The 22560-nt window shown below is 40.7% G+C and carries 22 protein-coding genes; 8 read left to right on the top strand and 14 right to left on the bottom strand.

From position 1 onward, the window contains the following. Window positions 1-230: 230 nt before the first annotated feature. The 4 genes from H6G28_RS08800 to H6G28_RS08785 form a co-directional block, all read right to left on the bottom strand. Window positions 231-1916 carry a C25 family cysteine peptidase gene (locus H6G28_RS08800; protein WP_190670308.1) on the bottom strand — a complete coding sequence of 562 codons (1686 nt, stop codon included), beginning with the start codon at window positions 1914-1916 and terminating at the stop codon, window positions 231-233. A gap of 37 nt (window positions 1917-1953) precedes the next feature. After that, entirely contained in the window at window positions 1954-3327 is a 1374-nt protein-coding gene (locus H6G28_RS08795) for a hypothetical protein (RefSeq protein WP_190670307.1), read from the bottom strand. A 627-nt stretch (window positions 3328-3954) separates the two neighbouring features. Continuing rightward, window positions 3955-6849: a glycerol-3-phosphate acyltransferase gene (locus tag H6G28_RS08790; protein WP_190670305.1), complete on the bottom strand. Its 2895-nt coding sequence runs from the start codon at window positions 6847-6849 to the stop codon at window positions 3955-3957. 201 nt (window positions 6850-7050) lie between these two features. After that, window positions 7051-7191 (bottom strand): hypothetical protein, encoded by a 141-nt coding sequence (locus H6G28_RS08785; protein ID WP_062289360.1) that lies wholly within the window; start codon window positions 7189-7191, stop codon window positions 7051-7053. 628 nt (window positions 7192-7819) lie between these two features. On the opposite strand from H6G28_RS08785, the gene H6G28_RS08780 reads away from it, so the two are divergent. Continuing rightward, on the top strand, window positions 7820-8791 hold the full coding sequence (locus H6G28_RS08780; RefSeq protein WP_190589984.1) for an SGNH/GDSL hydrolase family protein: 972 nt from the start codon (window positions 7820-7822) through the stop codon (window positions 8789-8791). Window positions 8792-9938: 1147 nt separating this feature from the next. Here the strand turns inward: H6G28_RS08780 and H6G28_RS08775 are convergent. Further along, window positions 9939-10082, bottom strand: coding sequence for a hypothetical protein (locus tag H6G28_RS08775; protein WP_190670304.1), 144 nt, complete (start codon window positions 10080-10082; stop codon window positions 9939-9941). A gap of 59 nt (window positions 10083-10141) precedes the next feature. On the opposite strand from H6G28_RS08775, the gene H6G28_RS08770 reads away from it, so the two are divergent. From H6G28_RS08770 to H6G28_RS08755, 4 genes are all read left to right on the top strand, one after another. Beyond that, entirely contained in the window at window positions 10142-10852 is a 711-nt protein-coding gene (locus H6G28_RS08770; RefSeq protein WP_190589983.1) for a LabA-like NYN domain-containing protein, read from the top strand. 89 nt (window positions 10853-10941) lie between these two features. Next, window positions 10942-11652, top strand: coding sequence for a response regulator transcription factor (locus tag H6G28_RS08765; RefSeq protein ID WP_190670303.1), 711 nt, complete (start codon window positions 10942-10944; stop codon window positions 11650-11652). A gap of 449 nt (window positions 11653-12101) precedes the next feature. After that, a complete protein-coding gene (locus H6G28_RS08760) occupies window positions 12102-12422 on the top strand; it encodes a GIY-YIG nuclease family protein (protein WP_190670301.1) in 321 nt (106 codons plus the stop codon). A 296-nt stretch (window positions 12423-12718) separates the two neighbouring features. Beyond that, the gene (locus H6G28_RS08755) at window positions 12719-13825 is read left to right on the top strand and encodes a sensor histidine kinase (RefSeq protein WP_190670300.1); all 1107 of its coding nucleotides are present in this window, start codon (window positions 12719-12721) and stop codon (window positions 13823-13825) included. A gap of 310 nt (window positions 13826-14135) precedes the next feature. Here H6G28_RS08755 and H6G28_RS08750 read toward each other — a convergent pair whose 3' ends face one another. The 8 genes from H6G28_RS08750 to H6G28_RS08715 all read right to left on the bottom strand — a co-directional run bounded on the left by H6G28_RS08750 (window position 14136) and on the right by H6G28_RS08715 (window position 19038). Further along, window positions 14136-14363 carry a DUF4327 family protein gene (locus tag H6G28_RS08750; RefSeq protein WP_190589979.1) on the bottom strand — a complete coding sequence of 76 codons (228 nt, stop codon included), beginning with the start codon at window positions 14361-14363 and terminating at the stop codon, window positions 14136-14138. Window positions 14364-14686: 323 nt separating this feature from the next. Beyond that, window positions 14687-15556, bottom strand: coding sequence for a polyphosphate kinase 2 family protein (locus H6G28_RS08745; protein WP_190589978.1), 870 nt, complete (start codon window positions 15554-15556; stop codon window positions 14687-14689). A 147-nt stretch (window positions 15557-15703) separates the two neighbouring features. Continuing rightward, the gene (locus tag H6G28_RS08740) at window positions 15704-16195 is read right to left on the bottom strand and encodes a hypothetical protein (RefSeq protein ID WP_190589977.1); all 492 of its coding nucleotides are present in this window, start codon (window positions 16193-16195) and stop codon (window positions 15704-15706) included. A 250-nt stretch (window positions 16196-16445) separates the two neighbouring features. Continuing rightward, window positions 16446-17003 carry a peroxiredoxin gene (locus tag H6G28_RS08735; protein WP_190589976.1) on the bottom strand — a complete coding sequence of 186 codons (558 nt, stop codon included), beginning with the start codon at window positions 17001-17003 and terminating at the stop codon, window positions 16446-16448. A gap of 32 nt (window positions 17004-17035) precedes the next feature. Next, the gene (gene sipA, locus H6G28_RS08730; RefSeq protein WP_190589975.1) at window positions 17036-17299 is read right to left on the bottom strand and encodes a regulatory protein SipA; all 264 of its coding nucleotides are present in this window, start codon (window positions 17297-17299) and stop codon (window positions 17036-17038) included. Window positions 17300-17476: 177 nt separating this feature from the next. Further along, entirely contained in the window at window positions 17477-17992 is a 516-nt protein-coding gene (locus tag H6G28_RS08725) for a hypothetical protein (RefSeq protein WP_190670298.1), read from the bottom strand. A gap of 164 nt (window positions 17993-18156) precedes the next feature. Next, a complete protein-coding gene (locus H6G28_RS08720) occupies window positions 18157-18456 on the bottom strand; it encodes a hypothetical protein (protein WP_190589973.1) in 300 nt (99 codons plus the stop codon). 60 nt (window positions 18457-18516) lie between these two features. Continuing rightward, complete coding sequence (locus tag H6G28_RS08715; protein WP_190670297.1) at window positions 18517-19038, bottom strand: Spy/CpxP family protein refolding chaperone; 522 nt, start codon at window positions 19036-19038, stop codon at window positions 18517-18519. Window positions 19039-19258: 220 nt separating this feature from the next. Here H6G28_RS08715 and H6G28_RS08710 point away from each other — a divergent pair, with 220 nt between their 5' ends. Next, a complete protein-coding gene (locus H6G28_RS08710; RefSeq protein ID WP_190670296.1) occupies window positions 19259-20464 on the top strand; it encodes a sensor histidine kinase in 1206 nt (401 codons plus the stop codon). After that, a complete protein-coding gene (locus tag H6G28_RS08705; RefSeq protein WP_190589970.1) occupies window positions 20461-21123 on the top strand; it encodes a response regulator in 663 nt (220 codons plus the stop codon). The genes H6G28_RS08710 and H6G28_RS08705 overlap by 4 nt, the downstream gene beginning before the upstream one ends. Before the next feature lie 61 nt (window positions 21124-21184). On the opposite strand, the gene H6G28_RS08700 is transcribed toward H6G28_RS08705, so the two are convergent. Beyond that, the gene (locus tag H6G28_RS08700; RefSeq protein WP_190589969.1) at window positions 21185-21616 is read right to left on the bottom strand and encodes a nucleoside deaminase; all 432 of its coding nucleotides are present in this window, start codon (window positions 21614-21616) and stop codon (window positions 21185-21187) included. An 84-nt stretch (window positions 21617-21700) separates the two neighbouring features. On the opposite strand from H6G28_RS08700, the gene H6G28_RS08695 reads away from it, so the two are divergent. Then, window positions 21701-22492: an ion transporter gene (locus H6G28_RS08695; protein ID WP_190670294.1), complete on the top strand. Its 792-nt coding sequence runs from the start codon at window positions 21701-21703 to the stop codon at window positions 22490-22492. Window positions 22493-22560 lie beyond the last annotated feature (68 nt).

Here is a 22560-nt window from a genome sequence, read left to right as displayed (position 1 = left end):
AGATAGTTTAATTAACGCGATGTGCAACTTATTCTTGAAACCCCTCTCCAAACCTCTCCCCGAAGCGGAGAGAGGCTTTGAATCTTGCTCCCCTTCCCTACAAGGGAAGGGGTTGGGGGTTAGGTTTGAGAGAAAGTTGCACACGGCGTTAATCAGGAAAAGCTAGAGACACGGGATGTTTCACTAGTCCCTAGCCTCTAGCCTTTAGCCCCTAAGTTTTCATTACCGAATTAACCTAATTTCTTGAGAGTTTCCAGTAAACTCACCACAGTAGAAACTGTGACTTGAAGTTTTTGAGAGCGATCGCCTGCCGTTTGATCAACAGCTTTGATAAACTGCTCCAAGGCTTGGGATAAGTTTGCTTGGGCTTGTTGAATTGCAGGTGTATCCGATGATGTCTGCGGTGTTGCGGGTGCTGTGGGTAACTTGATCGATTCAATCACAGGGCGATCGCCTGTGGAATTGTTACCGACAACTAGCCTAACTGCGGGGTCGCCAATAATTGCGTAACTGCGAGCATCATTATTCGCTGTCCACATTCCTGACAAAGTGATGGGATTAGCCATCGCCCCATATTTAATTTCTTCTAATTCTGTACTTAAATCAGAAGATAATTCTGCATAGCGTTCGTTGAAATATTCTACGGCTGATCCGACTGGATGTCCTTCTAGTAACCGTTTTAAGGTACTTTGAAAAACTGCCAATTGCTTACCAGTTTTTTCCCACACAAAAGAACAACCCCAAGCCCGTTCGACGTGACCAATCACCGCCAAAGCCCCGCCATTGGGGTGACTCAGCAATCGTCGTGGTAAAGGCGCAATGAAAGACTTAGGTGCGATCGCTAATCTTTCATTCGAGCCTTTTTGATGAGCAAATTCATCTAATTTCGGAGTCCCCGCACCGTAACAAGCAAAGTGAAAAGCAATTAACCCTAACAACTTAGCATCACTACCAATATCATCAGCCGAAAAGTAAAAATCTTCGGGAATTGCTTCGCGCCATGTCAACGGGCCTGGCCAGTCTTGACACAATAACGCTCCTTGGTGGCGGAGTTGCTTTTCATGACCATTGGGAAAACCCATACCATGACTAGCAGTAAACAACAATGCTGGTGTTTCTTCCCCACCCAATAATTTGCCTAAGCGGGCTTTAGTTGCTTCTTCCGCCAGAATACTGTTAACTGTCCACTCGTTATCTTTCTGCTCATTCAGCATCCAGTCAGCTAAAGGCCGAATCAAGTTCTCGGCGCTGAGTTGAGTGGCTTGATCTGCGGCGTTACGTACCCCAAAAAAGCTGGCGCGGCGGGGTAGTGCTAAATTAGTGGTTTCGGCTTGCACCACACTCCGCGCATACTGAGCATATTCCTCTGGGGTATCGAAGTAAATCCGACCCACTGCATACTGCACATCTAATTGATATTGAAAACGATAGGGAATCGTTTCGGGATCACCCACAATCAACAGGTAGTATGGCATTTTATCTGGGTCGGCTGGGCCTGGCCCAACACCATGACGCGATAAAAATTGATTCTTCGATTCCCCAGGACGATAACCTTTCGGGCCTATGTATTCTTTATAAAAATGCTCATTTTTTGCTGTTGCTTGTCTTTGGCGATGCTCTAATAATTCTTGTAGAGCTTCTTTAATCGCTGGGTCAGCATTAAAAGCAAAAATCACACCCCAACCTGTTTCCGCCAAGTTTTTCGGGTCTATCCCTTCCATCGGCGCAAAATGCGGGTCTAGACCTTTTACTTTCTGGTCTTTTTGCTGAAGTTCAATGAGTTCTTCAGGGTCAAAACTTTCACCCTGAGCAATTTTTGCCAACTGTTCTGGTGTTAATGGTGGCAATAAATAGCTACCAGAAGCAGCATCAATACCGTTGAAATATAGTTCTTCGGTTAGTGGTTCTACGACCATATTCAGTACACCCTGTATTTTAATTTTAATTGTTGAATTAACTACCAAAAGCCGCAGCCCAAACAGCATGAGCTACTTCCGGCTTATCAATGCTGTTGTGAGCATCGTCATCTTTTTTGCCATTTAAATTACGGATAAATTCGCTACTTTCTAAGTTGTAAACTTTACCCGCTTGGAAATTGTAGGGCTTGTCACAGGGGTACATTTTGAGGCTGATACTTTCGTTAATCCCCTGAATACCAAATGTGCCAATACTGCCATATTCAGGAAATTCCGACTCAGTACCGGCAAAGTTAATATCTTGACCTTGGAGCCTACCAAGTACACTGGCCGCAGGATACAGTTTAGTAACAGAACTGTCGTGAATAGACCGAGTAGTAACAATTGGGCCTGTAACTTTGCGTTTATTGATAATAGAAGAAAAACAACCCGGTAAATTTTTGCGGCGGGGAATATCAGGACAGTAAGACCAAAGTGATAAAGCACCTTGAATCAATACTAAAGAATCAACTGGGCGGACTAACTGACTATTGTCTTTTCCAGCCACAATTGAAGAAACCATAATACATCCAAAACTATGTCCTACCAAATGAAATCGGACTGTTTTAGCGGCAGCTTTTTGCAGTTGAGTTAATAACTTAAAGCCACTGTTACTACCAATTTCCCGCGCCCGTTCTTTCATCTTCCAATAGGAGAGATAACCTAAAACGTCCAAAAATGGATTAGTTTTAGCTTGGAAAAAATCACCAATTCCAAAACTGATTTCTTGGGTTTCTGGTTCATCTGCTATCAGAGATTGATAAATATTTGCTGGGTTTAAGTTGAAAGATGCGTTATCTTCTTCTTCACCGTTTAAAGCAGCTTCCTTGATTAACACCTCATAAGCTTGGTTCACTTCCGGTGGTAAGCTTTCTGGCGGGTTGGCATATTCTATGGAAGCTGCAAAAATTGTTCTGAGTGCATCACGGGCTGCTTCTGTATCAGCTACATCTTGGGCATATTCTTCAATTAAATTATTTAACTCTGATCCTGATGTGTCGTAGGATGTGGGTTGAGCGTATAAGTCTTCATTCCCCCAAGGTTGACTCGGCCAATGTAACCCAATTAATAAGGGGCGAAATTCTTGGTTTTGTGACTGGCGTAATTCTTTGATTTTTTGGATATCAGTAGAGTTACGCCCCATAGCTGTTATCCATTTGGTGTACTGTTCTTTAGCGGCTGGAATGTCACCCCTCCATCCGTGGCTAATCAAAAATACGTCTGTTATGGGTTCAGAAGATAGTATATCTACTAACTTTTGACTCATGAAACCAGTGTCTTCTAAACGTTCATGGCCGTTAGCATCAAAAGCAATGAGATAGTAGTCTAACGATAAGTTAACATTAGTAATGTTTACAGTTTCAAGTGGCATGGAACAATTTTAGTGTGGGTGTAATTTTGATATACTGCACCAAGAGATTTAGCGAGCGATCGCTCACCATTGATACAGCTTCATAAGTGGTAGATGCACCGCATAGGTAGCATTGCAATACTCATCGAATTTTTAAATTCGTCATCACATATACTTAGTTATGCCTACACACTTAAATACACCTTAACCGTAAAAAAACGGTGAACCCTCAGTGATAATACGTGGTTTTTCCCGAAAGTTTTTGCAAAAAATTATTATCTTTAGTTACGATTTATACAATAAATTATTCCGTCAGAGTAAAATCAAAGTCACAGCACTTACGCAGTGATAGAGATGGAATTCGCGGCTATACACTTTATATAGATGATTAAGCGGGGCTTGAGAAAAGTTGGTGATACTAATACCAATTTGCAATTCGCAATGACGCGATGCTCGTTCCTCGCTAACGCAATTAAAAACTCTAGCTCCAGTAAGACTTTCCTGATTTATATCTGTCGCATTCTTCTTTCAAATTGGTATAAGTTGCTTTCAGAAACAGTATCCCTACTCCCTACTCCCTACCTACTCCCTACCTACTCCCTACCTACTCCCTACTCCCTACTCCCTACTCCCTACTCCCACTCCAAATCATTGTGGTCTTAAGTCGTTAGATAGTTCTACGATACCCCTAGAGCCATCAATTCTGACCCGTTGACCATCTTGCAACAACCAAGTTGCGCCTTTAACATCCATCACCGCCGGGATACCATATTCACGGGCGACAATTGCGCCATGAGATAATCTACCGCCAACTTCCGCAATCAGTCCACCAGCCCGGACTAACAAAGGAGCCCAACCAGAATCGGTGTAAGGGACAACTAAAATGGTATCGCGGTCAATTTGAGGCAAATCTTGTAAGTTTCGCACTACTTTGACTCGACCTTCGGCTTGTCCGTGGCTGGCGGGAATACCTTGTAATATTTGGTCAGAGTAGATAGGAGAAGGTGCTAGGGGATGGGGTGGTGTATGTCCGTAAATCAAAATCGGGACTTGGGGAATTTTGCTATCTTCGAGAAATTGCGATCGCCGATATTCGATAATTTCTGGTAAGCGTTCTCGCAATGAGGTATCAGCTTCGGCAATTAGCTGTCTAATTTCTGCCATTTCTAGGAAAAAGATATCGCCCACCTCTTTGAGTAACCCAGATTTTAACCAAGTTTTTTCAATGGCGACAAATCGCCAGCGCAATTCTGCCAACAGGCGGGAATAAATCTCTGTCACCCTGCCTTTAATATCCACCCGTTCTTGGACAAAGCCACGCTTACGTTTACCCGATAAAGCCCGGTTAATTGGGTCAATATCGCCTGTTTCTGGTTGATTACCTTGAATTAGTTGCACAAATAACTGCTGCACTGGGCGGGGGTCTTCTTTCCAGGTGGGAACAGCAATGTTAGTCCCGATATCACTTAAATAACCGTAATCTTCCAGTAGTTCGTTAAATTCGTAAAGAACTTTTTGACCTTCTGGTGTTTGTTCTAACTGTTCAAATACTTGGTCTGGTTCAAATTCTGTTAATATTCTTCTCGCATCGGCGGCTAAAGCACTGAGCGATCGCAAAGCAGCAACTTCTGGTGTCACACTATTATCAATCTGTCCATCTTTTACGCGAAAGATGCCTTGTCTAATAGCGGCACTCAAAGGCGCTAAAATGCTGTAATAAGTGCCACGCCGCAGCAATTCTAAGTTAAAATCAATTCTCTCTAAGATTTGCACTGGTTCCATCTCTTCAATTGATTCATGGGCTAATTGCGATAACCCAGGAATAAATAACTGGCGGTAGTCGTGCTTAAAGTCTTTGTCTAAATTCAATTCCTGTTTCAACAACTGCATTAATCCTGGGAGATTCTGCATTGTGGACTGCAAAGGCGGCTTACTCATTTTTGCGCCTCTGGTGAGAAATTCCAAACTTTCCGGCGGTAAACCCATCCGCAGAAAAATATCTCCTAAGAGGGAGGCATTAAAATAAGCCCTAGAGTAGTGCAGGGTGGCAGTTTCCGTAAAATCTAACCCAGAAGCGCGATCGCCTAACACAATTGTGAAAATATCTCCCCACACGCCACAAGTTAACGGGCGATTAATTGACCAAGTTAAAGGATGAATCACTCCCGGAATCACTTCGGCGGCGATTTTCCTTGTCCAGATTGGTAATAATGTAGTAATTGGTCTGGCTTGTAACACCCACAAAGTTTGACCGTCATAACACCACTCAATATCTTGGGGTATGCCGTGGTAACGTTTTTCGATGCGGTGGGCGAGGTAAGCCACTTGTTTGAGGATGGCTTGGGGGACTTGTCCTGTCCCTTCGATGTGAATTGAAGAAATATTATCTGTCTCGACAACAAAGGCGCGATATTGTTCGGGTGTGACTTGTCCAGAGACGACTTGAATCGGACTACCGGGTAAGGCTTCAATTAAAATCGCATCACCTTGCTGGGTGATGGGATCACGGGTAAAGGCCACTCCCGAATAGACGCTTTGGACTTGCTGCTGCACCAACACAGTCATTGCTGTTTCTGGTAAACCGCGATCAATCCGGTATTGTACCGCACTGGGATGATTGTAAGAATCTCGCACTTGGGCGATCGCAGTTTGCAATTGTTCTTTACTGGTGACACTTACCACCGTTTCATACTGTCCGGCGGCGGAAGCTTGTTCGGAATCTTCGCCAACGGCTGAGGAACGGACAATTAACGGTGATAAATCGGAAGGTTTGAGGATGGCGATTAATTTTTCGGGATCTGCACCGGGGACAATTACCCAACCCTTGGGGACAGGATAACCCCAACGCTTAATCTGAGAGAGGGTAGCGGCTTTTTGTCCGACTATTGCCCCATCGAGTTCATTATCTAAAGTCAAAATTGGGCGATCGCTTTGCAAGGTTGCTAAGGTTGCTTGAGTATTGGTCTGGGCTGATTCTACTGGTAAATCTAAGTCATCCGGCATTTGCCGATAAATCCACCCTAGCAACACAGCTAAAGCGATCGCAGCCAGAATTCTGAACAAATCATCAGAATGCAAAACGATTACCAGTAAAGGAAACAGCATTAATACTCCGTACTTTACTGGTTTTTTGGCACGAAATACTAAAAATGTAGTGATTGCTAAAAAACTAACAAATACTGTCACCAATGGATCATGAATTAAAAATCCCCAAGCAGCATTTGTTGTTCCCGCCCCTTTACCTAACCAAAATCTCCCTAAAACTAAAGCAATTATGGCGATAATTTCCCAAGGTGAACCATCTGGGAAAAAAATCCGAGTCAGAAAAACGGCGGCGATTCCCTTTAAGGCTTCTGAGACTACCGCCAAAAGCCCTACCCATGTGCCGCCATGATAAAAAGCGGCTGAGACGCTGATGTTTTTTGTGCCTATCTGTGATAATTGCCTACCCGTCAACCCGTTGGTGATCCAGGCGATTAGCGGTATGCCGCCTAATAGGGGGCAGGCAATTAAAATAACTAAGGCACCCCAAAGTTCAAGCATTGTTGATGTTTGATTTTAGATTTATATTGCATCTAAAATCTCAAATCGCAAAATCTAAAATTTTTTGGAAGTTTTTTCCCGATTTTCCAGACACTTTATTAATATGTCTCAAATGGACACTGGGCAGAGGCAGCAACCTAGGTTTTGCTAAAATTCTTCTGCCCATATCCAAATGAATACTAATTTTTCAGCACTGGTTACTTAATTTAAGGCATAAGCAGCTTGCAACGCCCAAATAATTAGGCCAGCAATTGAACCCAAGAGCAAAACTGTAGAAATAGTCACTACTTTGGGGGAGTCTGCACCCTCAAATTTCATAATTCCTCTATTTAAGTCGGACATCGCTTTTAATCCTCCTTCGTTAGAGTCCTAATTTGTCCGTTTTGATTGTAGTCCTTCTATTAGCAAAACTAGTTAAGGTTCTGCTTTTATTTTGTTTAAGCTTTGCAACGAATACATCCCTAATTTTACTTACGTCGCTAGTGGTAGTAGTTCAGTTTATACAAATCAGGTAGGAGTAGTGGTTCGGCTACGAGGTAATCGAGCGAAGCGATGCACTGAGCTTATCGTTCGCGTAGCGTCTCCGGTAGGAGAAGTGTCGAGATTCACCGTACTTAGGGACTTGCATGAAAATAAAGTACCAGTCAACCGAGTTTCGACTTCGCTCAACTCTCGACCCTTGAGGGTTGAGCGAAGCGATGCACTGAGCTTGTCGAAGTGTCGAAACCCGTCTGGTTGCAACCTTATTAGCCCGCAGATCCCTTAGTACTGTAAACTGAGCGGACTTGTACTGAGCGCAGCCGAAGTAGCCGAAGTGTGAGTGCTGAGTACTCTTTTTCTTACTCAGCACTTTCAAGTAAATCTACGAGTTGATATATTTATCTTTTTTTAAAGAAACACTGAAAAAATAGCGTATAGTTAATTACTTTAGCTGGACGAATATAAATAATTTATAGGTGAGGATTTAGCAGTGAAAGTAGTCATATTCATGATTTTGGTAGTGATAGTGCTACTGGTAATTATTGAGATTGGGTTGCGATCGCTTTTTGGTTTTGGTAATCCCTTAATTTACATTGGCGACCCCCAAATAGGTTACTTGTTAGCACCAAATCAAAGCACGCGCCGCTTTGGGAATCGTATTGAAATTAATGAATTTTCGATGCGTAGCAGCCCCATCGCCAAAATCCCTGCACCGCAAACTTTGCGCGTCCTGTTGTTAGGAGATTCCATCGCTAATGGTGGCTGGTGGACTGATCAAAAAAACACCATCTCCAGCTTAATCATGAATTCCCTCAAATCAGAGATTGCTGACAAATATCAACAGGTGGAAGTTTTGAATGCTTCGGCTAACTCTTGGGGGCCAAGAAACGAATTAGCTTATTTGCAGCGATTTGGCAATTTTTCAGCCCAGGTAATAATTTTATTAATTAATACTGATGATTTGTTCGCCCATTCTCCCACGGCTTTACCAGTAGGACGAGATCGCAACTATCCAGCGACGAAACCGCCGTTAGGATTAGTAGAAGTATGGCAACGTTATGCAACTAAACAACAGCCCATTCCTGAATTGCAAGCACTCCAAGCCGAACCAGGCGATCGCGTCGGTGTAAATTTAGAAGCAATCAAACAAATTCAACTTATTACTAGTCAACACCACAGCAAATTTCTCTTAGCCATGACTCCCTTACGGCGAGAACTTGGTAAACCCGGCCCCTTGGATTACGAAATCACTGCACGTAAAAGATTGAGTGAGTTTACCCAAACCCAGCAAATTCCCTATATAGATTTTCTGCCACTATTTAATCAAACAGACAACCCACAAGCTTTATATCATGACACCATTCACATGAACTTACAGGGTAATCAATTTGTGAGTGGAGTGATTGAGCGATCGCTTTTAGAAGTTTTGGGACAAGCAAGTCAATTAGGACTTACACAGTGAGACAAAAAATCAAGGGTGTAGGTGTTCAAAACCCTTACACCCCTACAACCTTACAACCGTCTCCACCAAATATAAAAAGCGCCAGTTAAAGCGGAATCAAACTGGCGCGATCGTGTTATCGGTTTGTTAGCGTGTTATAAACAAAGTGAATTAAACAGAAAACAAAGCTTGATTTCTTAAGAAATGACTTGCTTTCCGTTATCAGTTTACCTAAAACAAATTACCTTAGAAAAACTACGGTTTTTCTAACATTTTCCTTTAGGTACAAATTATTGCTAGGATAGCATAAGCATCAGAAAGAATGAAAATCTCTCTTAGTATTTCTTAATGTATTGTCTAGATAGTAATTTAATTTACTAAATAGATTTATATAGCAACACCAATTGTTTGACAAACATCTCTCTCCCTTGTCCACCTTGTCTACCTTGTCCCTCTAGCACTTTTAGTTCACATCTCAAATAAGATAAATTTATAGGGCTTTCCTCCTGCCTCCTAAAAAAATAACCTCCGGGGTCAATTAACCACTGGAGGAGATGAGCAAAGACATTTTGTGGACTAGTCTAGATATAAATTTAGCTCCATTAATTAATCAATGCACTCCATCTTAAGAACAATTAAAGGTTAAGTTGATCAGTGATTTTGATAACAATTTGATTAACTGCTTATTTGACTGTTTTTGTCAGGAAGTACAAGATAAATATCAAATATTCGTAAATATGGCTGTAGTTGTTTTTACGATTGGTTATAAATAATTATAAACCCAATCATTCTAAATATATATTTGCCAAAACCTTTGGGCAGATTTCCCTGATAAATCAGAGGTTTGGCATTTTTGATATATGTGGATATCAATATACAAAGCTGGGGGTGATTGTGGGATTTAGCCATTCAGTTGTACAATAATTTATAGATGCGATCGCTCTTCACTATTCACCTTATAACAAACTGCCTTTGAGCAATTGTTAGCATCCTGTGGTAAGTTGAGATGCAGAGGGAATAGATAAAGAGCCTTATATTTATAGACAAAGGGAATATCTCGTAAAACTCGCTCTAACAAGAGTTAACAACTCTAGAGAGTTTACCTTTGGAATCTGCAAAATTAACACAATTTCTGTGTATCAAGCTCATCCAACTAAGTATTAATTCATTAGTCATTTTGCTGCTTAAACTCATCAATATTCATGACTAATGACATCACACAAACTCTGCAAGCCAATGTGCGACTTAGATAGATAACAGCTTCAGCACAAATAATGCCACATCCTTTGTTGCTAGGTAAATTAACTAGCACAAATCCTATCTTGCTAATTTCTCAACAATCTTCACAAATTTAAAATTTCCGAGGAGTCAATGACTTTCACTAATTTTACCAAAGCCAACAACGTATATAAACACCTGGAACCGGAATCGCCCTCATCACCAAAGATGGTCTTGAAAAATCCTGCCAAAAGTGAACATTATCACAATCGAGAACCGAGAACCAGCGCCTCAACAATTAACGGATTAAACCGTGGGCGAGTTGCTATTTTTATCGATGGTGTTAATTTATTTCATGCAGCTTTGCAACTAGGAATTGAAATCGACTATCTCAAATTACTTTGTCGCTTAACCTCTGGTTCGCGGCTATTGCGGGCTTTCTTTTACACAATAGTGGATGTTAATCGCCCTACTCCCGCACGTCCACGAGCGAATGACAAACAACAAGGCTTTTTATTTTGGATGCGGCGAAATGGTTATCGAGTAGTTACTAAAGAAGCACAACCGACAGACAATTCTAAAAAACCTAATTTGAATGTAGAAATTGCTGTCGATATGATCACTTTAGCACCCTATTACGATACAGCCATATTAGTCAGTGGCGATGGCGCGTTAGCTTATGCAGTGGAAGCAGTGACTAGCAAAGGTGGTCGAGTAGAAGTTGTGAGTTTGCGCCCCATGACTAGTGATAGCTTGATTGATGTGGCTGACTACTTCCTTGACCTGGATAGCATTAAACAGGAAATTCAAAAAGACTCCCATTTAGGTTACAACTATCGATCGCTTTCTAATTCTCACCTGTAAAATCCATTACTCATCACCCATCGCAACTTTTTAGAGTACAATGCAAGCCAGGAAATAACTCTGCGTATTCCGTTGAATTTTGAACAGCGATGGATATTTTAATTGTTGAGGATGAAGCTGAAATTGCTCAGTTAATCCAACTGGCTTTAGAAAAAGAAGGATTTTCTTGTCGTGTTAGCCGCGATGGTGTAAACGCCTTGCGGATGTTTCAGGAACAACCACCGGATTTAATTATTCTCGACTTAATGATTCCTGGGTTGGATGGCTTGGAAGTTTGCGCCAGAATTCGCCAAAAACCTGGAAGCAAAGACCCTTATATTTTGATGTTGACCGCCAAAGGCGAAGAAATCGATCGCGTCATCGGCTTATCTACTGGTGCTGATGACTACATGGTTAAACCCTTCAGTCCCAGAGAATTAGTCGCCAGAGTCCGGGCGTTATTGCGGCGGAGTCTGCGTCAAGGCGGACAACATCAAGTTACACGAACACAAAACTTTATTGTAGATATTGAACAACGCACCGCTTCTCGCCAGTTAAATTCTCAAGAAGCAGAAACTTTAGACTTAACCAACCTAGAATTTAATTTATTAAGCACCTTTGTCAGCAACCCTGGGCGAGTTTGGAACCGCACCCAACTAATTGATAAACTTTGGGGTGATGATTTTTTTGGTGACGAGCGAGTTGTTGACACCCATGTAGCAAGGTTGCGGAAAAAAATTGAGCCTGATCCTGCTAACCCCTCGTTTATTAAAACTGTTGTTGGGGTAGGTTATAAATTTGAAGACTCTCCTGTAATGTGAGCGTGATGAAAAAACTTCGACTGCTCCCTTCAACGCTCCCTTCGACTTCGCTCAGGGAGCGTTGAAGGGAGCGTTTGCATTGTTTGGTAGAGAGAAGATTCCTTGAACTTTGCGCCAAAACTGTTCCCTGAGCGAAGTCGAAGGGAACAATCTGGGTAACGACAGAGCAGCGTAAGTCAACATCATGGCTGACACGCCCTGAGCGTTTGCGTTGTTTGGTAGAGAGAAGATTCCTTGAACTTTGCGCCGAAACTGTTCCCTGAGCGAAGTCGAAGGGAACAATCTGGGTAACAACAGAGCAGCGCAAGTCAACATCATGGGTGACACGCCCTGAGCGTTTGCGTTGTTTGGTTGAGAGAGCATTCCTTGAACTTTGCGCCAAAACTGTTCCCTGAGCGAAGTCGAAGGGAACAATCTGGATAACAACAGAGCAGCGCAAGTCAATTATTATGGCTTACATGTACATTCTTGAGTGTGTTGATGGTAGTTATTATACGGGTAGTACAAAGAATCTTGAGCGGCGGTTGTGGCAACATCAGCAAGGTGAAGGTGCAAATTACACGGCAAAACACTTGCCTGTAAAGTTGGTTTTCTGTGAGTATTATCAGTCTGTGGTGGATGCTTTTGAGCGTGAAAAACAAGTGCAAGGTTGGAGTCGGAAGAAGAAGCAAGCTCTGATTTTAGGGGATACAAATTTGCTGCATAAGTTAGCTGAATGTCAAAATGAAACTCATTACAGCAGGTTGGCTGGTTTTGACGATTTGATATGATTAATGCTCTTATATAAGGATGCTCCCTTCGACTTCGCTCAGGGAGCGTCGAAGGGATGGTTTTGGTGTTTTGCGTACTTTGTTGCAGCTTACGCTTTCACTTTATATAGCAATCCTATCTGAGTTGTGAAAAATATTCTTTTTAACGTAGACGCGTTAGCGGCTTCCCGAAGGGTAGCACGCAAAGTACACAAAGAAGGAGAATAAAGAGAAGAAAGAAAATTTCACAAATGATTTAGGATTGCTATAGTCATTCATAATTACAAATTGAGATAAAGCTATTTTTACTTTTTAAAATGAGTTGGCGTTGGACAAAATCCTTGCCTTTGGCATCACGTTTATTTGTTTCCCACTTGGTAGTGATGATTGTGGGGGTAGTCAGCTTTGTGATTATCAGCAAAGTTTCGTCACCCCGTTTTTTTGTGCTGCACTTAGAGAGACTACAAAGCCAGGGATTAGATTTAATTAATGTTCGGACTGAACTAGTAGAAGGCTTTGAAACAGCTTGGCGACGCAGCACAATTTGGTCGGTGATTGTTGGGACTACGGCGGCGGGAGGATTGAGTTATTGGGTTTCCAAAAGAATCATGCAGCGTTTAAGTGAAATGGAGCAAATTACCCAAAAATTTGCCGTTGGTGAGTTAGATGCTCGATTACCCCTGTCTGATATTCCTGAACTAAATCGCTTGGGTACTAGTTTTAACCGTATGGCTGCAAGTTTAGAGGGTGTAGAAGCACGACGGCGAGAACTGATTGGTGATATGACTCATGAATTGCGGACACCACTAACAGTTGTGCGTGGTTATTTAGAAGAATTAGCAGATGGAGAAATAGAACCATCGCCGGAAATTTATCGACGTTTAGCGAAAGAAACTAGACGCTTAGAAAGATTAGTCAATGATTTGCAAGAACTTTCTAAAGCAGAAGCCGGTTATTTACCAATTAAAATACAGGCAATAAATCTGCGCCCATTGTTGGAGTCTTTAGTAGAAAGATTTAGCGAACAATTGTTAGAAGATGGGCCTGTGCTGCATTTGGATTTTCCCGCACAATTCCCAATGGTATTGGCGGATGTCGATCGCACTGAACAGGTGTTAGTCAACTTACTCGGTAATGCCATCCGCTACACTACCAAAGGTAAAATTACTCTGCAAGCTTGGCCAGAAGCCTCGAAACTTTGGATTGCTGTGATTGATACAGGTATTGGCATTTCCCCTGAAGATTTACCCCATGTGTTTGAACGCTTTTGGCGGGCTGATCAATCACGCGATCGCCATTCGGGAGGAACTGGGATTGGTTTAACTATTTCTCGGCATTTAGTTGAATTACAAGGCGGACAAATTCAGGTAGAAAGCGAATTAGGAATTGGCAGTACATTTCGTTTTTGTCTACCTTTGGCTTAATGGCTGTTACAAAGCTTTCAAATAACTCGCTTTATACTCAGCACTCACACTTCGGCTGCGCTCAGTACAAGTCCGCTCAGTGTACAGCACTCAGTACTTTATTTGTACAAAGAATTGACACAAGGTAGTCGCATGACTGTCATACTCAATTGATAGCTTGAAGGTATGCAAAATAAAGTTTTAATTCATTTTTGATATGACTACTCTTGTTCTGGCTTCTTGTTTAGTGAGTTTGCTAACTGTTTCTGGATGGGCTGCGATCGCCTATTTATTTCCACCAAATCATTCCCAAGATCCATAATGGGAATAATCAACTACCATCCTCTTCCCAATTTTCGCTACCTAACAAGTCAATAATTCTATCTCTGAGCAGAAATTCGTTTTTTTCTAGCTCAAGTTCAAACATACACCATTCACGTTCAGGGATATACTTACATAATGCGTAAATTGGTCGCTGACGGCTAATCAGTCCCTTTTGAACTAATTGACGTGCTTCTTCTTTAATCAGTTCAATGTCGTATTTAACAGCAGTATCCATAATTAGTTCCTTTGTTTATAATCAATGAATTAAATGCCAAGACAAACAATACTTGGTCTTTATCTTAAAGGTATCAAAAAAAGTTGAGAGAATCGTGAGGAAATACATCAATCAAGCTAACTAAAACTATGTAATTGATGAGATTAGTTGAAATTCGTAAACATATATAATTAATTTTGATTTTCATCAAGTCACAGGTAAATATATTCTGAATATCCACACTTTGCCCAGAATGACATATTTACATAAGCTTGTGATCAGCCTCTAGGTAGAGCAGATTCAGAAAATTTTACGTAGATTGATTAAATTGATACAATGATGAGCTATTCTTCTTGCTCTAAGGCGAACTTTGCTTGTAGAAGATGTTGTTGAGCTTCTTCACTGACGGTAGGGTATTTTAACTTGAGTGACTCTAATTTAGAACAGATAATATCAGCAACTACCATTCGCATAAACCATTTGCGATCGGCAGGAATAATATACCAAGGCGCGTGTGTAGTACTGGTGTGATGGAAAACCTCTTCATAAGCGGCCATATAATCTGACCAAAATGCCCTTTCTCGGACATCATTAACTGAGAATTTCCAATTTTTTTCAGGAGCATCAATTCTTGCTAAAAATCTTTTTTTCTGTTCTGCTTTCGAGACATTCAGAAAAAATTTGAGAATCACAATTCCATTATCTACTAAATATTTTTCAAAATTATTGATTTCGGAAAAACGCTGTTGCCAGATTTTATTACCTTTTGGCAAGTGAGGAAGTTGCTGCTTTTGCAAGATTTCTGGATGAACGCGCACTACTAATACTTCTTCATAATAAGAACGATTAAAAATGCCTATTCTACCTCTTTCTGGCAAAGCTTTCATTGAGCGCCATAGGTAATCATGGTCTAGTTCTTCACTGCTGGGAGATTTAAAACTAAAAACCTGACAACCTTGGGGATTAATCCCAGACATGACGTGTTTAATTGTGCTGTCTTTACCAGCAGCATCCATCGCCTGAAAGATAATTAGCAAGGCATAGCTGTTTTGGGCATACAGAGTATCTTGAAACTTAGCTAATCGTTCAATATCTGAGCGTAATTTAAGTGTTGCATCATTGCGGTCATGGTAATTAGCAGTATACCCAGGGTCATAATCTTTTTGCAGAGAAACCTTAGTACCTGGCGGCACAATAAAAGCATCATGATTCATGTTAAATAAAGTATGAAGTGTAAAGTCTGAAGGTGCGATCGCCTATATAGAAGTTGCATTCTATAAATTATGTAGAGAAGTTGTACACAACATCTCTACAACAACCGATAAATTGCATCTTCATTTTTAGCTTTAATTTATACCAACCTATTTAAAATTTCTTGGCTTTTTTAGCTTGATGGTTGGTCGCATTGTTTCTCGACCAATCATAAACATTCCCGCTATCCCGAAGCAGACAAACCAAACATATTGATACCAGTATTTGTGAATCTGTCCTACTGTACTGAGTTCAGGATGTAGGGTATTTAAGTATAGCAGCAACACTAAAATCATCAATGCGCCAAAACCCACAAAGCATAAACCCACACGTAGCCGCACGGGTTGTAATTCCCAGTCAGTAATTTTTTCTAGGTCAATTTCTGCCAATTCTTGCAAAGATGTTTCCGCAACAGTTGAGACTTCTTGCATTCTGTTACTCAACTTTGGGGGTAGAATCGGCACTAACTTTGCTACAGCAGGGCGACGTAGTAAAGCCTCGGTATCTCGTAACAATTCTAGCGGTTTACGTGCCGTTACTGATTGAGCAAATTCTGTGTTGCTTGGAGCAGTTGTGGTGGTAGCTTTGCCTTCAAAATCCATAGCAGGCTATAGAAGTAAGAGGATACAAATAGCCTAGCGAATCAGTTGGAGTCACGCAAATATCTTTGAATTTCTCACGTATGGGTAGCGGGTGTGGGGAGTGTGGGGAGTGTGGGGGGAAAGATTTCTTCACCATCCTCCCACACTTCCCACCCCTCCCACACCTCTGGATTTCTCACAAGAGAGAAATCCAGGTTTCGTATTTGTGTCTTGATGGTTCAATTTCGCCATCAAGACAGATATACAAAATCTACGATGCTGAAGATTGTAATTGTTCTAATCTCGCCAGCACTTCTTGACTGTGAACGGATGGGTTAACTTTGACAAAAGTTTCGCGCAAGATTCCTTCTGGGTCAATAATAAAACTGTGGCGCATCGAGACAAAGCCAATCCAAGAACCATAAGCTTTGCTCACTGCACCAGTGGTATCAGCTAATAAGGGAAATTTTAATCCCTCAGAATCGCAAAATTCAGCATGAGAATCGACATCATCAGCACTCACGCCAATTATTTGCGTATTTTTGGCTAAATATTTGGGTAAGTCTTGCTGAAAGCGTCGTGCTTCGATAGTGCAACCAGAGGTAAAGTCTTTGGGATAAAAGTACAGTACTACCCACTGACCACGCAAGTCAGCTAGAGAGATTTTGCCGTCGCCTGTATTTGTTGGCAATGCAAACTCTGGCGCAGGTTGATTTACTGCTGGTAGTTTACCACCCAGGGCGTTAGCCGCAGGTGAAAAGTTGAACCAACTAATGAAGGCAAAGCAGCTGACAAATAATATACTCAAAAAATTGCGCCGCGAAATCATGGTGTAGACCAGAATTACAACTTTACATAAGTTTACAATTCTTGGTCACTATTATCACTTGATTCGGATTCACCAGGGGTATCGGTGCTTTCGATGTATTGGCTATCAAGAAGAAAAGCACCTCTATTAAAGCGGATACCCCAATAACCTCCAGGACGGCGGTCAAGGACTATACCTTCTTCACCAAGAGTTATCACGTCTGGGGGACGTAACATTGGCATCGGGTCGGCGGTTTTGACGTAGGGTGGTAGCGCCACGACTTTGACTTTGCTACCAACAGCGAATTCTTTGGTCATATAAAAAAAGCTAGAAGTTTGAATTAACTCCTAACTTTATCCTAAAGGGGTTGCCAATTTTGTTATTAGTTGGGAAGGAAATTAGGGAATGCGAAAGGAGATGGAACTTCTCCCCTCTCGCCATCTTCTGCAAGGAAGCCTGAGTAAGTAAAAAGTCAAAAGTCAAAATTTAAAAGTTTATTTGCTAACAGAAAATATTGCTTGTACTTCAGTTAGGGGTAAGTGCCAAACTAATTCCGGTTGCCAAGTATCGGGGTCAAAGTTGGAGTGACGACCACGCTGATATGCTTGCCATAATCTTTGCCAAGCAAATGCTTGACGAGAATCGAGATTTTTATAAATAACTCTTAATAGCCCTAAGCCTAATAGAACATTAAATAAGCCGAATTTTGCGCCTAATAAAAATGCTTGTACTTCTGCTTCACCTATGGGGTCTGCACCGTAACCAGTGAGGACGTGAACGCCATCATGAAGTTGTTTGCGGCGCATACCTGTAGTGAAAGGTTTGAGGTTGTGTGCATCAAGAAAATCAACCCAAGCTTGAGCAAAACTACCAACAGGTAGCGATCGCAATTTTTCTACATAAACAATTTGTGGCACATTTTTACCGCGTGCTTCGGTAATGCGATCGAGTTTGTCTAAAAATTGTTGGATGGGAGGAGTTGATTTGGAGGAAGCAAGATCAGTTTGCATAATTCTGAGATGAAAGTATTAATGGGGGTGGGGAAATAATGCCCACCCTGGCTAAATAACTAGTACAGTGCGGTGGAGGTAAACATACTTAGGAATTGCTAAAAGGCTTGTGATATGAATATTCTTTCTTTTTCCTTTTAACTTTTTCCTTTTGCCTTTTTGTACTAGTCGTGCTTATCGCGGTAGATGGTACGAGAGAGACGATTTTGACGGCGGTTGAGTTGTCTTCTTTCTTGAGGAGTTAGGTGTCCGTCACTACGAATATCCCGTCTTCTGGCAGCTTCTAGGGATGCTTCTCGCCGTTCTAATTGCCGTAATTCTGCTCTATTGATTGAGCCATTTTTAACACCGTGATAGATGCGCTGCTGCTGATTAACTTCCCGTGCATAGATTTCGCCAGCAGATGCTACTGTAGGTAAGAAAACAGCAACAGCACATATAGCAGCATAGGTAAAGCGGTTCATAAAATAACCTTGTAAGTAGTTATTGTTGTGGCTCTCAATTTCAAGGCTGATTTGCCAGAATTAGCTATTGGGTTGACGGCGTTGTTGACGGCGTTCTTTACCTTCTTGGCGTAATTGCTGAAGTTTTGTTCTTTGTTCGGGAGTTAAAACTGCTTCAATTTGTTGTTTGGAAGATTCACGTATTTGCCGGATTTGGGTTTTTTGCGCTTCGGTTAAATTCAAATCAGCAAAATCCTTACCACCTCGACGGCCGACACGCTGTCCTGGTTGACCTTGGTTTGCTTGTCTTTCGGCGCGGCGTGCTTCCATTGCGGCTTTGATTTTTGCCTTTTGTTCTGGGGTGAAAACGTTTTCAATTTGAGTGCGGGTGTTGCGTTGAATTTGCTCAATTTGGCTCTTTTGCGCGTCATTTAAACCTAATTCTGCCCAAGGGCCTTTTTTACCTTGCCAGCGCCCTTGTCCTTCTGCTTGGGCTACTAACAGAGGAGAATGGGAGAAGGCTTGAGCTTTGACAGCTAAGGAGGTTGTTGTCAGAGTTAGAGCGATCGCACCAGCAATGAATGATAATGACTTAAGTTTCATTTTGTACCTTGTTTTCTGTTCCGTTTGAGGATGTCATCATCATAGGAATTTACTCTTATTCATTACATGAGGCGAAAGTCATGGTTACACCCATGACTTTAGTCATGCTTTATTTTTCTGCTATTTGAGTAACAATAACTAGTAATTTCAAGTGACAACAAAAGGCGGGATTAGGTATAATCTCGCCCTTTTCTACTAAAGCTCTAACGCTCATATTGCTATGAACGAACCTATTCAAATTCACAATCATCCCTTTCGGTTTTTACTATATTTAGAATGGATATTGCTGACTCTTGCTATTTCATCATCTACTTTTCCTGACCATTCACCGCGATTTGCGAATCAATTTCCTGAACTGACGATTGGTTGTTTAATTATCTTTGGGGTGATGGGTTTAAGAATCCCTACAGGTAAACCAATCAATAAGATAATTTATACGGCGATTGAGATTTTATTACTATTTATTACGGGGATGTTTGGTGGGCGAGTGGCGCGGTTGTTTCCATTTATATATTTAATTTTAGTCACCCGTAGTTGTTTAATTTTTCAATTACCAGGGCGTTTAGTTGTTACTGGTTTATCTTTTAGCTTATTTTTAATTACTTTAAATTCTCGCTTACCCAAGGCTATACCGCCACAAGCCCAAGAGCGGTTTCGGTTTATTACCTTCAATACAGCATTATTATTTGGGTTAAGTTTGGTTTTCGTTTTATTATTAATGAATACAGTTTTAGCCGAACGGCAGAGTCGAGAAAAACTAGCGATCGCTAATGACAAACTGCGGCAATATGCTTTACGAATTGAAAATCAAGCCACCCTAGAAGAACGTACCCGCATCGCGCGGGAAATTCATGATTCTTTAGGGCATTCTTTAACTGCTTTAAATTTACAATTAGAAACGGCTTTAAAATTATGGAATGCTAACCCAGAAAAAGCCCAAACATTTTTAGCTAGAGCTAAAGAATTAGGTTCTAAAGCTTTAAAAGATGTGCGTCAGTCCGTTTCGACGATGCGGGCTAATCCCTTGCAAGAAAAAACTTTAGAACAGGCAATATCTGTACTTTTAGAAGATTTTTATCGAGCTAATAATATTAGTCCACGTTGTTTTATTAATTTAGATTATCCTCCACCAACAGATATTAATATTGCCTTGTATCGGATTATTCAAGAATCATTGACCAATATTTCTAAACATGCACAAGCAACAGAAGTCATCATCGCCCTCACTAGTAATAAAAATAGTTTACGGTTGATGGTGCAAGATAATGGCAGAGGGTTTGATATTGAACAAAATACCACTGGTTTTGGCTTACAAAGTATGCGCGATCGCACTTTAGCATTGGGAGGAGAATTTAATATTCATACTAGTCCTAATTTTGGCTGTCAAATTACCGTTGATATTCCTTTATTGAGTTTAATGCCATGATTAAAGTCTTATTAGTAGATGACCAAAACTTAATCCGCCAAGGGCTAAAAGAATTATTAAAATTGGAAGCAGATTTAGAAATTGTTGGCGAAGCTGAAAATGGTAAAATAGCTGTAGAATTAGCAGCAAAATTACAACCAGATGTGGTATTGATGGATATTAGAATGCCCATTATGGATGGTGTAGCAGCTACCAAAGAAATTCATCAACATTATGAGAATATCAAAATTTTAGTGCTGACCACTTTTGACAATGATGAATATGTTGCGGCGGCATTACAATATGGAGCGATGGGTTATTTACTCAAAGATACACCCTCAGAAGAATTAGCTGTGGCAATTCGCGCTGTTCACAAAGGTTATACTCAATTGGGGCCAGGAATTGTGCAGAAACTCTTAAATCAGTTTCCGCATGGTATCCCAACACAGTCAGAACCTGTACCGCCAAGTTTAACTGAACTCACACCCAGAGAAAAAGAAGTTTTAAAGTTAATTGCCACAGGTGCGAGTAACCGCGAAATTGCCCAGGAATTATATATTTCCGAAGGGACGGTGAAAAATCACGTCACCAATATTTTGAATCGGTTGAGTTTGCGCGATCGCACTCAGGCTGCTATTATTGCAAATACATTTTTAGCTTATTTAAATGAGTCTGATTAATCCAGTTAAGCCAGCCAAACCAATTATTGTTTAAATTTAATACCCAACAGTCTTCAAATATCTAACTTTCCCTAAATAAAGCCAAACATTCATCTTTTAACACACCTTTTGTCACTTTGATATTTCTAAAAGACTTGGCGATGATCTCATCACAAAAAACATGAATTTGTGACTGATTCATAGAGATTAAATCTTGGATAGAACCCCCATAAATAATTTCTGATATACCAGCCCAAATGCAAACTGTTGCACACATAGGACAAGGTTCACAAGTCGTATATATGCTGTAACCCTCTAAAGAAGGGTTTTTTAGTTTATTTGTTAAACTGCGAATAACATTCATTTCTGCATGGGCAGATGGATCATTATTTCGTTGCACAGTATTATATGCTACCTCAACCACTTCGTCATCCTTGACAATCACAGCACCATAAGGCCAATCACCTTTTTTGGCAGCTTCCAGTGCGAAACGCATAAAATATTCTTGGTTCATTATTGTTATTACTAGTTAAAAATCAAGCTCAATCATATTCCACAGAGATTAAATTTCAGTGAAAGTTTTAAAGGTCGAAAAAATATGTTAATAAGTAGAGAAAAAACAGAATTTTACTTAACAGACTTGGAAACACCTACTGGAAAATTGATTAATCTGACAATTGCAGCTTTAGTGCTAATTTCGTCAGGAATTTTTGTTGCCCAAACTTATAATATTCCTTATAATGTTAGATCACAGCTTGATTTTATTGATACTGCTATTCTAGTAATTTTTGCAGTAGAGTATATTATTCGCCTCTGGAGTGCTGAAAACAAGCTAAAGTATATTTTTAGTTTTTATGCAATTTTAGATTTAATGGCGATATTGCCATTTTTCTTAGGCGCAGTAGATATCAGCTTTATTCGCCTGTTGAGATGGTTTCGGATTTTAAGATTAATTAGGTTTATTGATCAGAAATTTTTGTTTGCTAGTGTCAGCAGCGAAGATAGTTTAATCTTCGTGCGGATATTGTTTACATTATTTGCGATTATTTTTATTTATTCGGGGTTAATTTATCAAGTTGAACATCCAGTCAACCCGCAAGTTTACACTACATTTTTGGATGCGTTTTATTTTTCTGTTGTCACGATGACGACTGTCGGGTTTGGGGATGTCACACCAATTTCCGAAGCAGGAAGATTGTTGACGGTCTTGATGATTTTAACAGGTGTCACCTTAATTCCTTGGCAAGTCGGAGATTTAATTAAGCGGTTGGTAAAAAATGCTAATCAGGTAGAAACGGTGTGTTCCGGCTGTGGGTTAGCTTTTCATGATTTAGATGCAGCTTTTTGTAAAAGATGTGGGACAAAATTGAGAATTAAAAGTGGGGAGTAGAAATTAAATTTCTCTAATTTTCCGTAGCAATAGTATATGGAATTGTATAATTTTCTCAATCAATCCTT

The sequence above is a fragment of the Nostoc sp. FACHB-190 genome (genome assembly GCF_014696905.1).
Taxonomy (GTDB): Bacteria; Cyanobacteriota; Cyanobacteriia; order Cyanobacteriales; family Nostocaceae; genus Nostoc_B.
The sequence above is the reverse complement of the archived record's forward strand: the minus strand, read 5'-3'. Positions and strand labels throughout refer to the sequence as shown.

Bases quoted from the DNA above. Each gene is read 5' to 3' on its own strand.
- H6G28_RS08800 (WP_190670308.1), bottom strand. From the start codon at position 1,916: ATGGTCGTAGAACCACTAACCGAAGAACTATATTTCAACGGTATTGAT.
- H6G28_RS08795 (WP_190670307.1), bottom strand. From the start codon at position 3,327: ATGCCACTTGAAACTGTAAACATTACTAATGTTAACTTATCGTTAGAC.
- H6G28_RS08790 (WP_190670305.1), bottom strand. From the start codon at position 6,849: ATGCTTGAACTTTGGGGTGCCTTAGTTATTTTAATTGCCTGCCCCCTA.
- H6G28_RS08785 (WP_062289360.1), bottom strand. From the start codon at position 7,191: ATGTCCGACTTAAATAGAGGAATTATGAAATTTGAGGGTGCAGACTCC.
- H6G28_RS08770 (WP_190589983.1), top strand. From the start codon at position 10,142: ATGACTTTCACTAATTTTACCAAAGCCAACAACGTATATAAACACCTG.
- H6G28_RS08765 (WP_190670303.1), top strand. From the start codon at position 10,942: ATGGATATTTTAATTGTTGAGGATGAAGCTGAAATTGCTCAGTTAATC.
- H6G28_RS08760 (WP_190670301.1), top strand. From the start codon at position 12,102: ATGGCTTACATGTACATTCTTGAGTGTGTTGATGGTAGTTATTATACG.
- H6G28_RS08755 (WP_190670300.1), top strand. From the start codon at position 12,719: ATGAGTTGGCGTTGGACAAAATCCTTGCCTTTGGCATCACGTTTATTT.
- H6G28_RS08750 (WP_190589979.1), bottom strand. From the start codon at position 14,363: ATGGATACTGCTGTTAAATACGACATTGAACTGATTAAAGAAGAAGCA.
- H6G28_RS08745 (WP_190589978.1), bottom strand. From the start codon at position 15,556: ATGAATCATGATGCTTTTATTGTGCCGCCAGGTACTAAGGTTTCTCTG.
- H6G28_RS08740 (WP_190589977.1), bottom strand. From the start codon at position 16,195: ATGGATTTTGAAGGCAAAGCTACCACCACAACTGCTCCAAGCAACACA.
- H6G28_RS08735 (WP_190589976.1), bottom strand. From the start codon at position 17,003: ATGATTTCGCGGCGCAATTTTTTGAGTATATTATTTGTCAGCTGCTTT.
- sipA (WP_190589975.1), bottom strand. From the start codon at position 17,299: ATGACCAAAGAATTCGCTGTTGGTAGCAAAGTCAAAGTCGTGGCGCTA.
- H6G28_RS08725 (WP_190670298.1), bottom strand. From the start codon at position 17,992: ATGCAAACTGATCTTGCTTCCTCCAAATCAACTCCTCCCATCCAACAA.
- H6G28_RS08720 (WP_190589973.1), bottom strand. From the start codon at position 18,456: ATGAACCGCTTTACCTATGCTGCTATATGTGCTGTTGCTGTTTTCTTA.
- H6G28_RS08715 (WP_190670297.1), bottom strand. From the start codon at position 19,038: ATGAAACTTAAGTCATTATCATTCATTGCTGGTGCGATCGCTCTAACT.
- H6G28_RS08710 (WP_190670296.1), top strand. From the start codon at position 19,259: ATGAACGAACCTATTCAAATTCACAATCATCCCTTTCGGTTTTTACTA.
- H6G28_RS08705 (WP_190589970.1), top strand. From the start codon at position 20,461: ATGATTAAAGTCTTATTAGTAGATGACCAAAACTTAATCCGCCAAGGG.
- H6G28_RS08700 (WP_190589969.1), bottom strand. From the start codon at position 21,616: ATGAACCAAGAATATTTTATGCGTTTCGCACTGGAAGCTGCCAAAAAA.
- H6G28_RS08695 (WP_190670294.1), top strand. From the start codon at position 21,701: ATGTTAATAAGTAGAGAAAAAACAGAATTTTACTTAACAGACTTGGAA.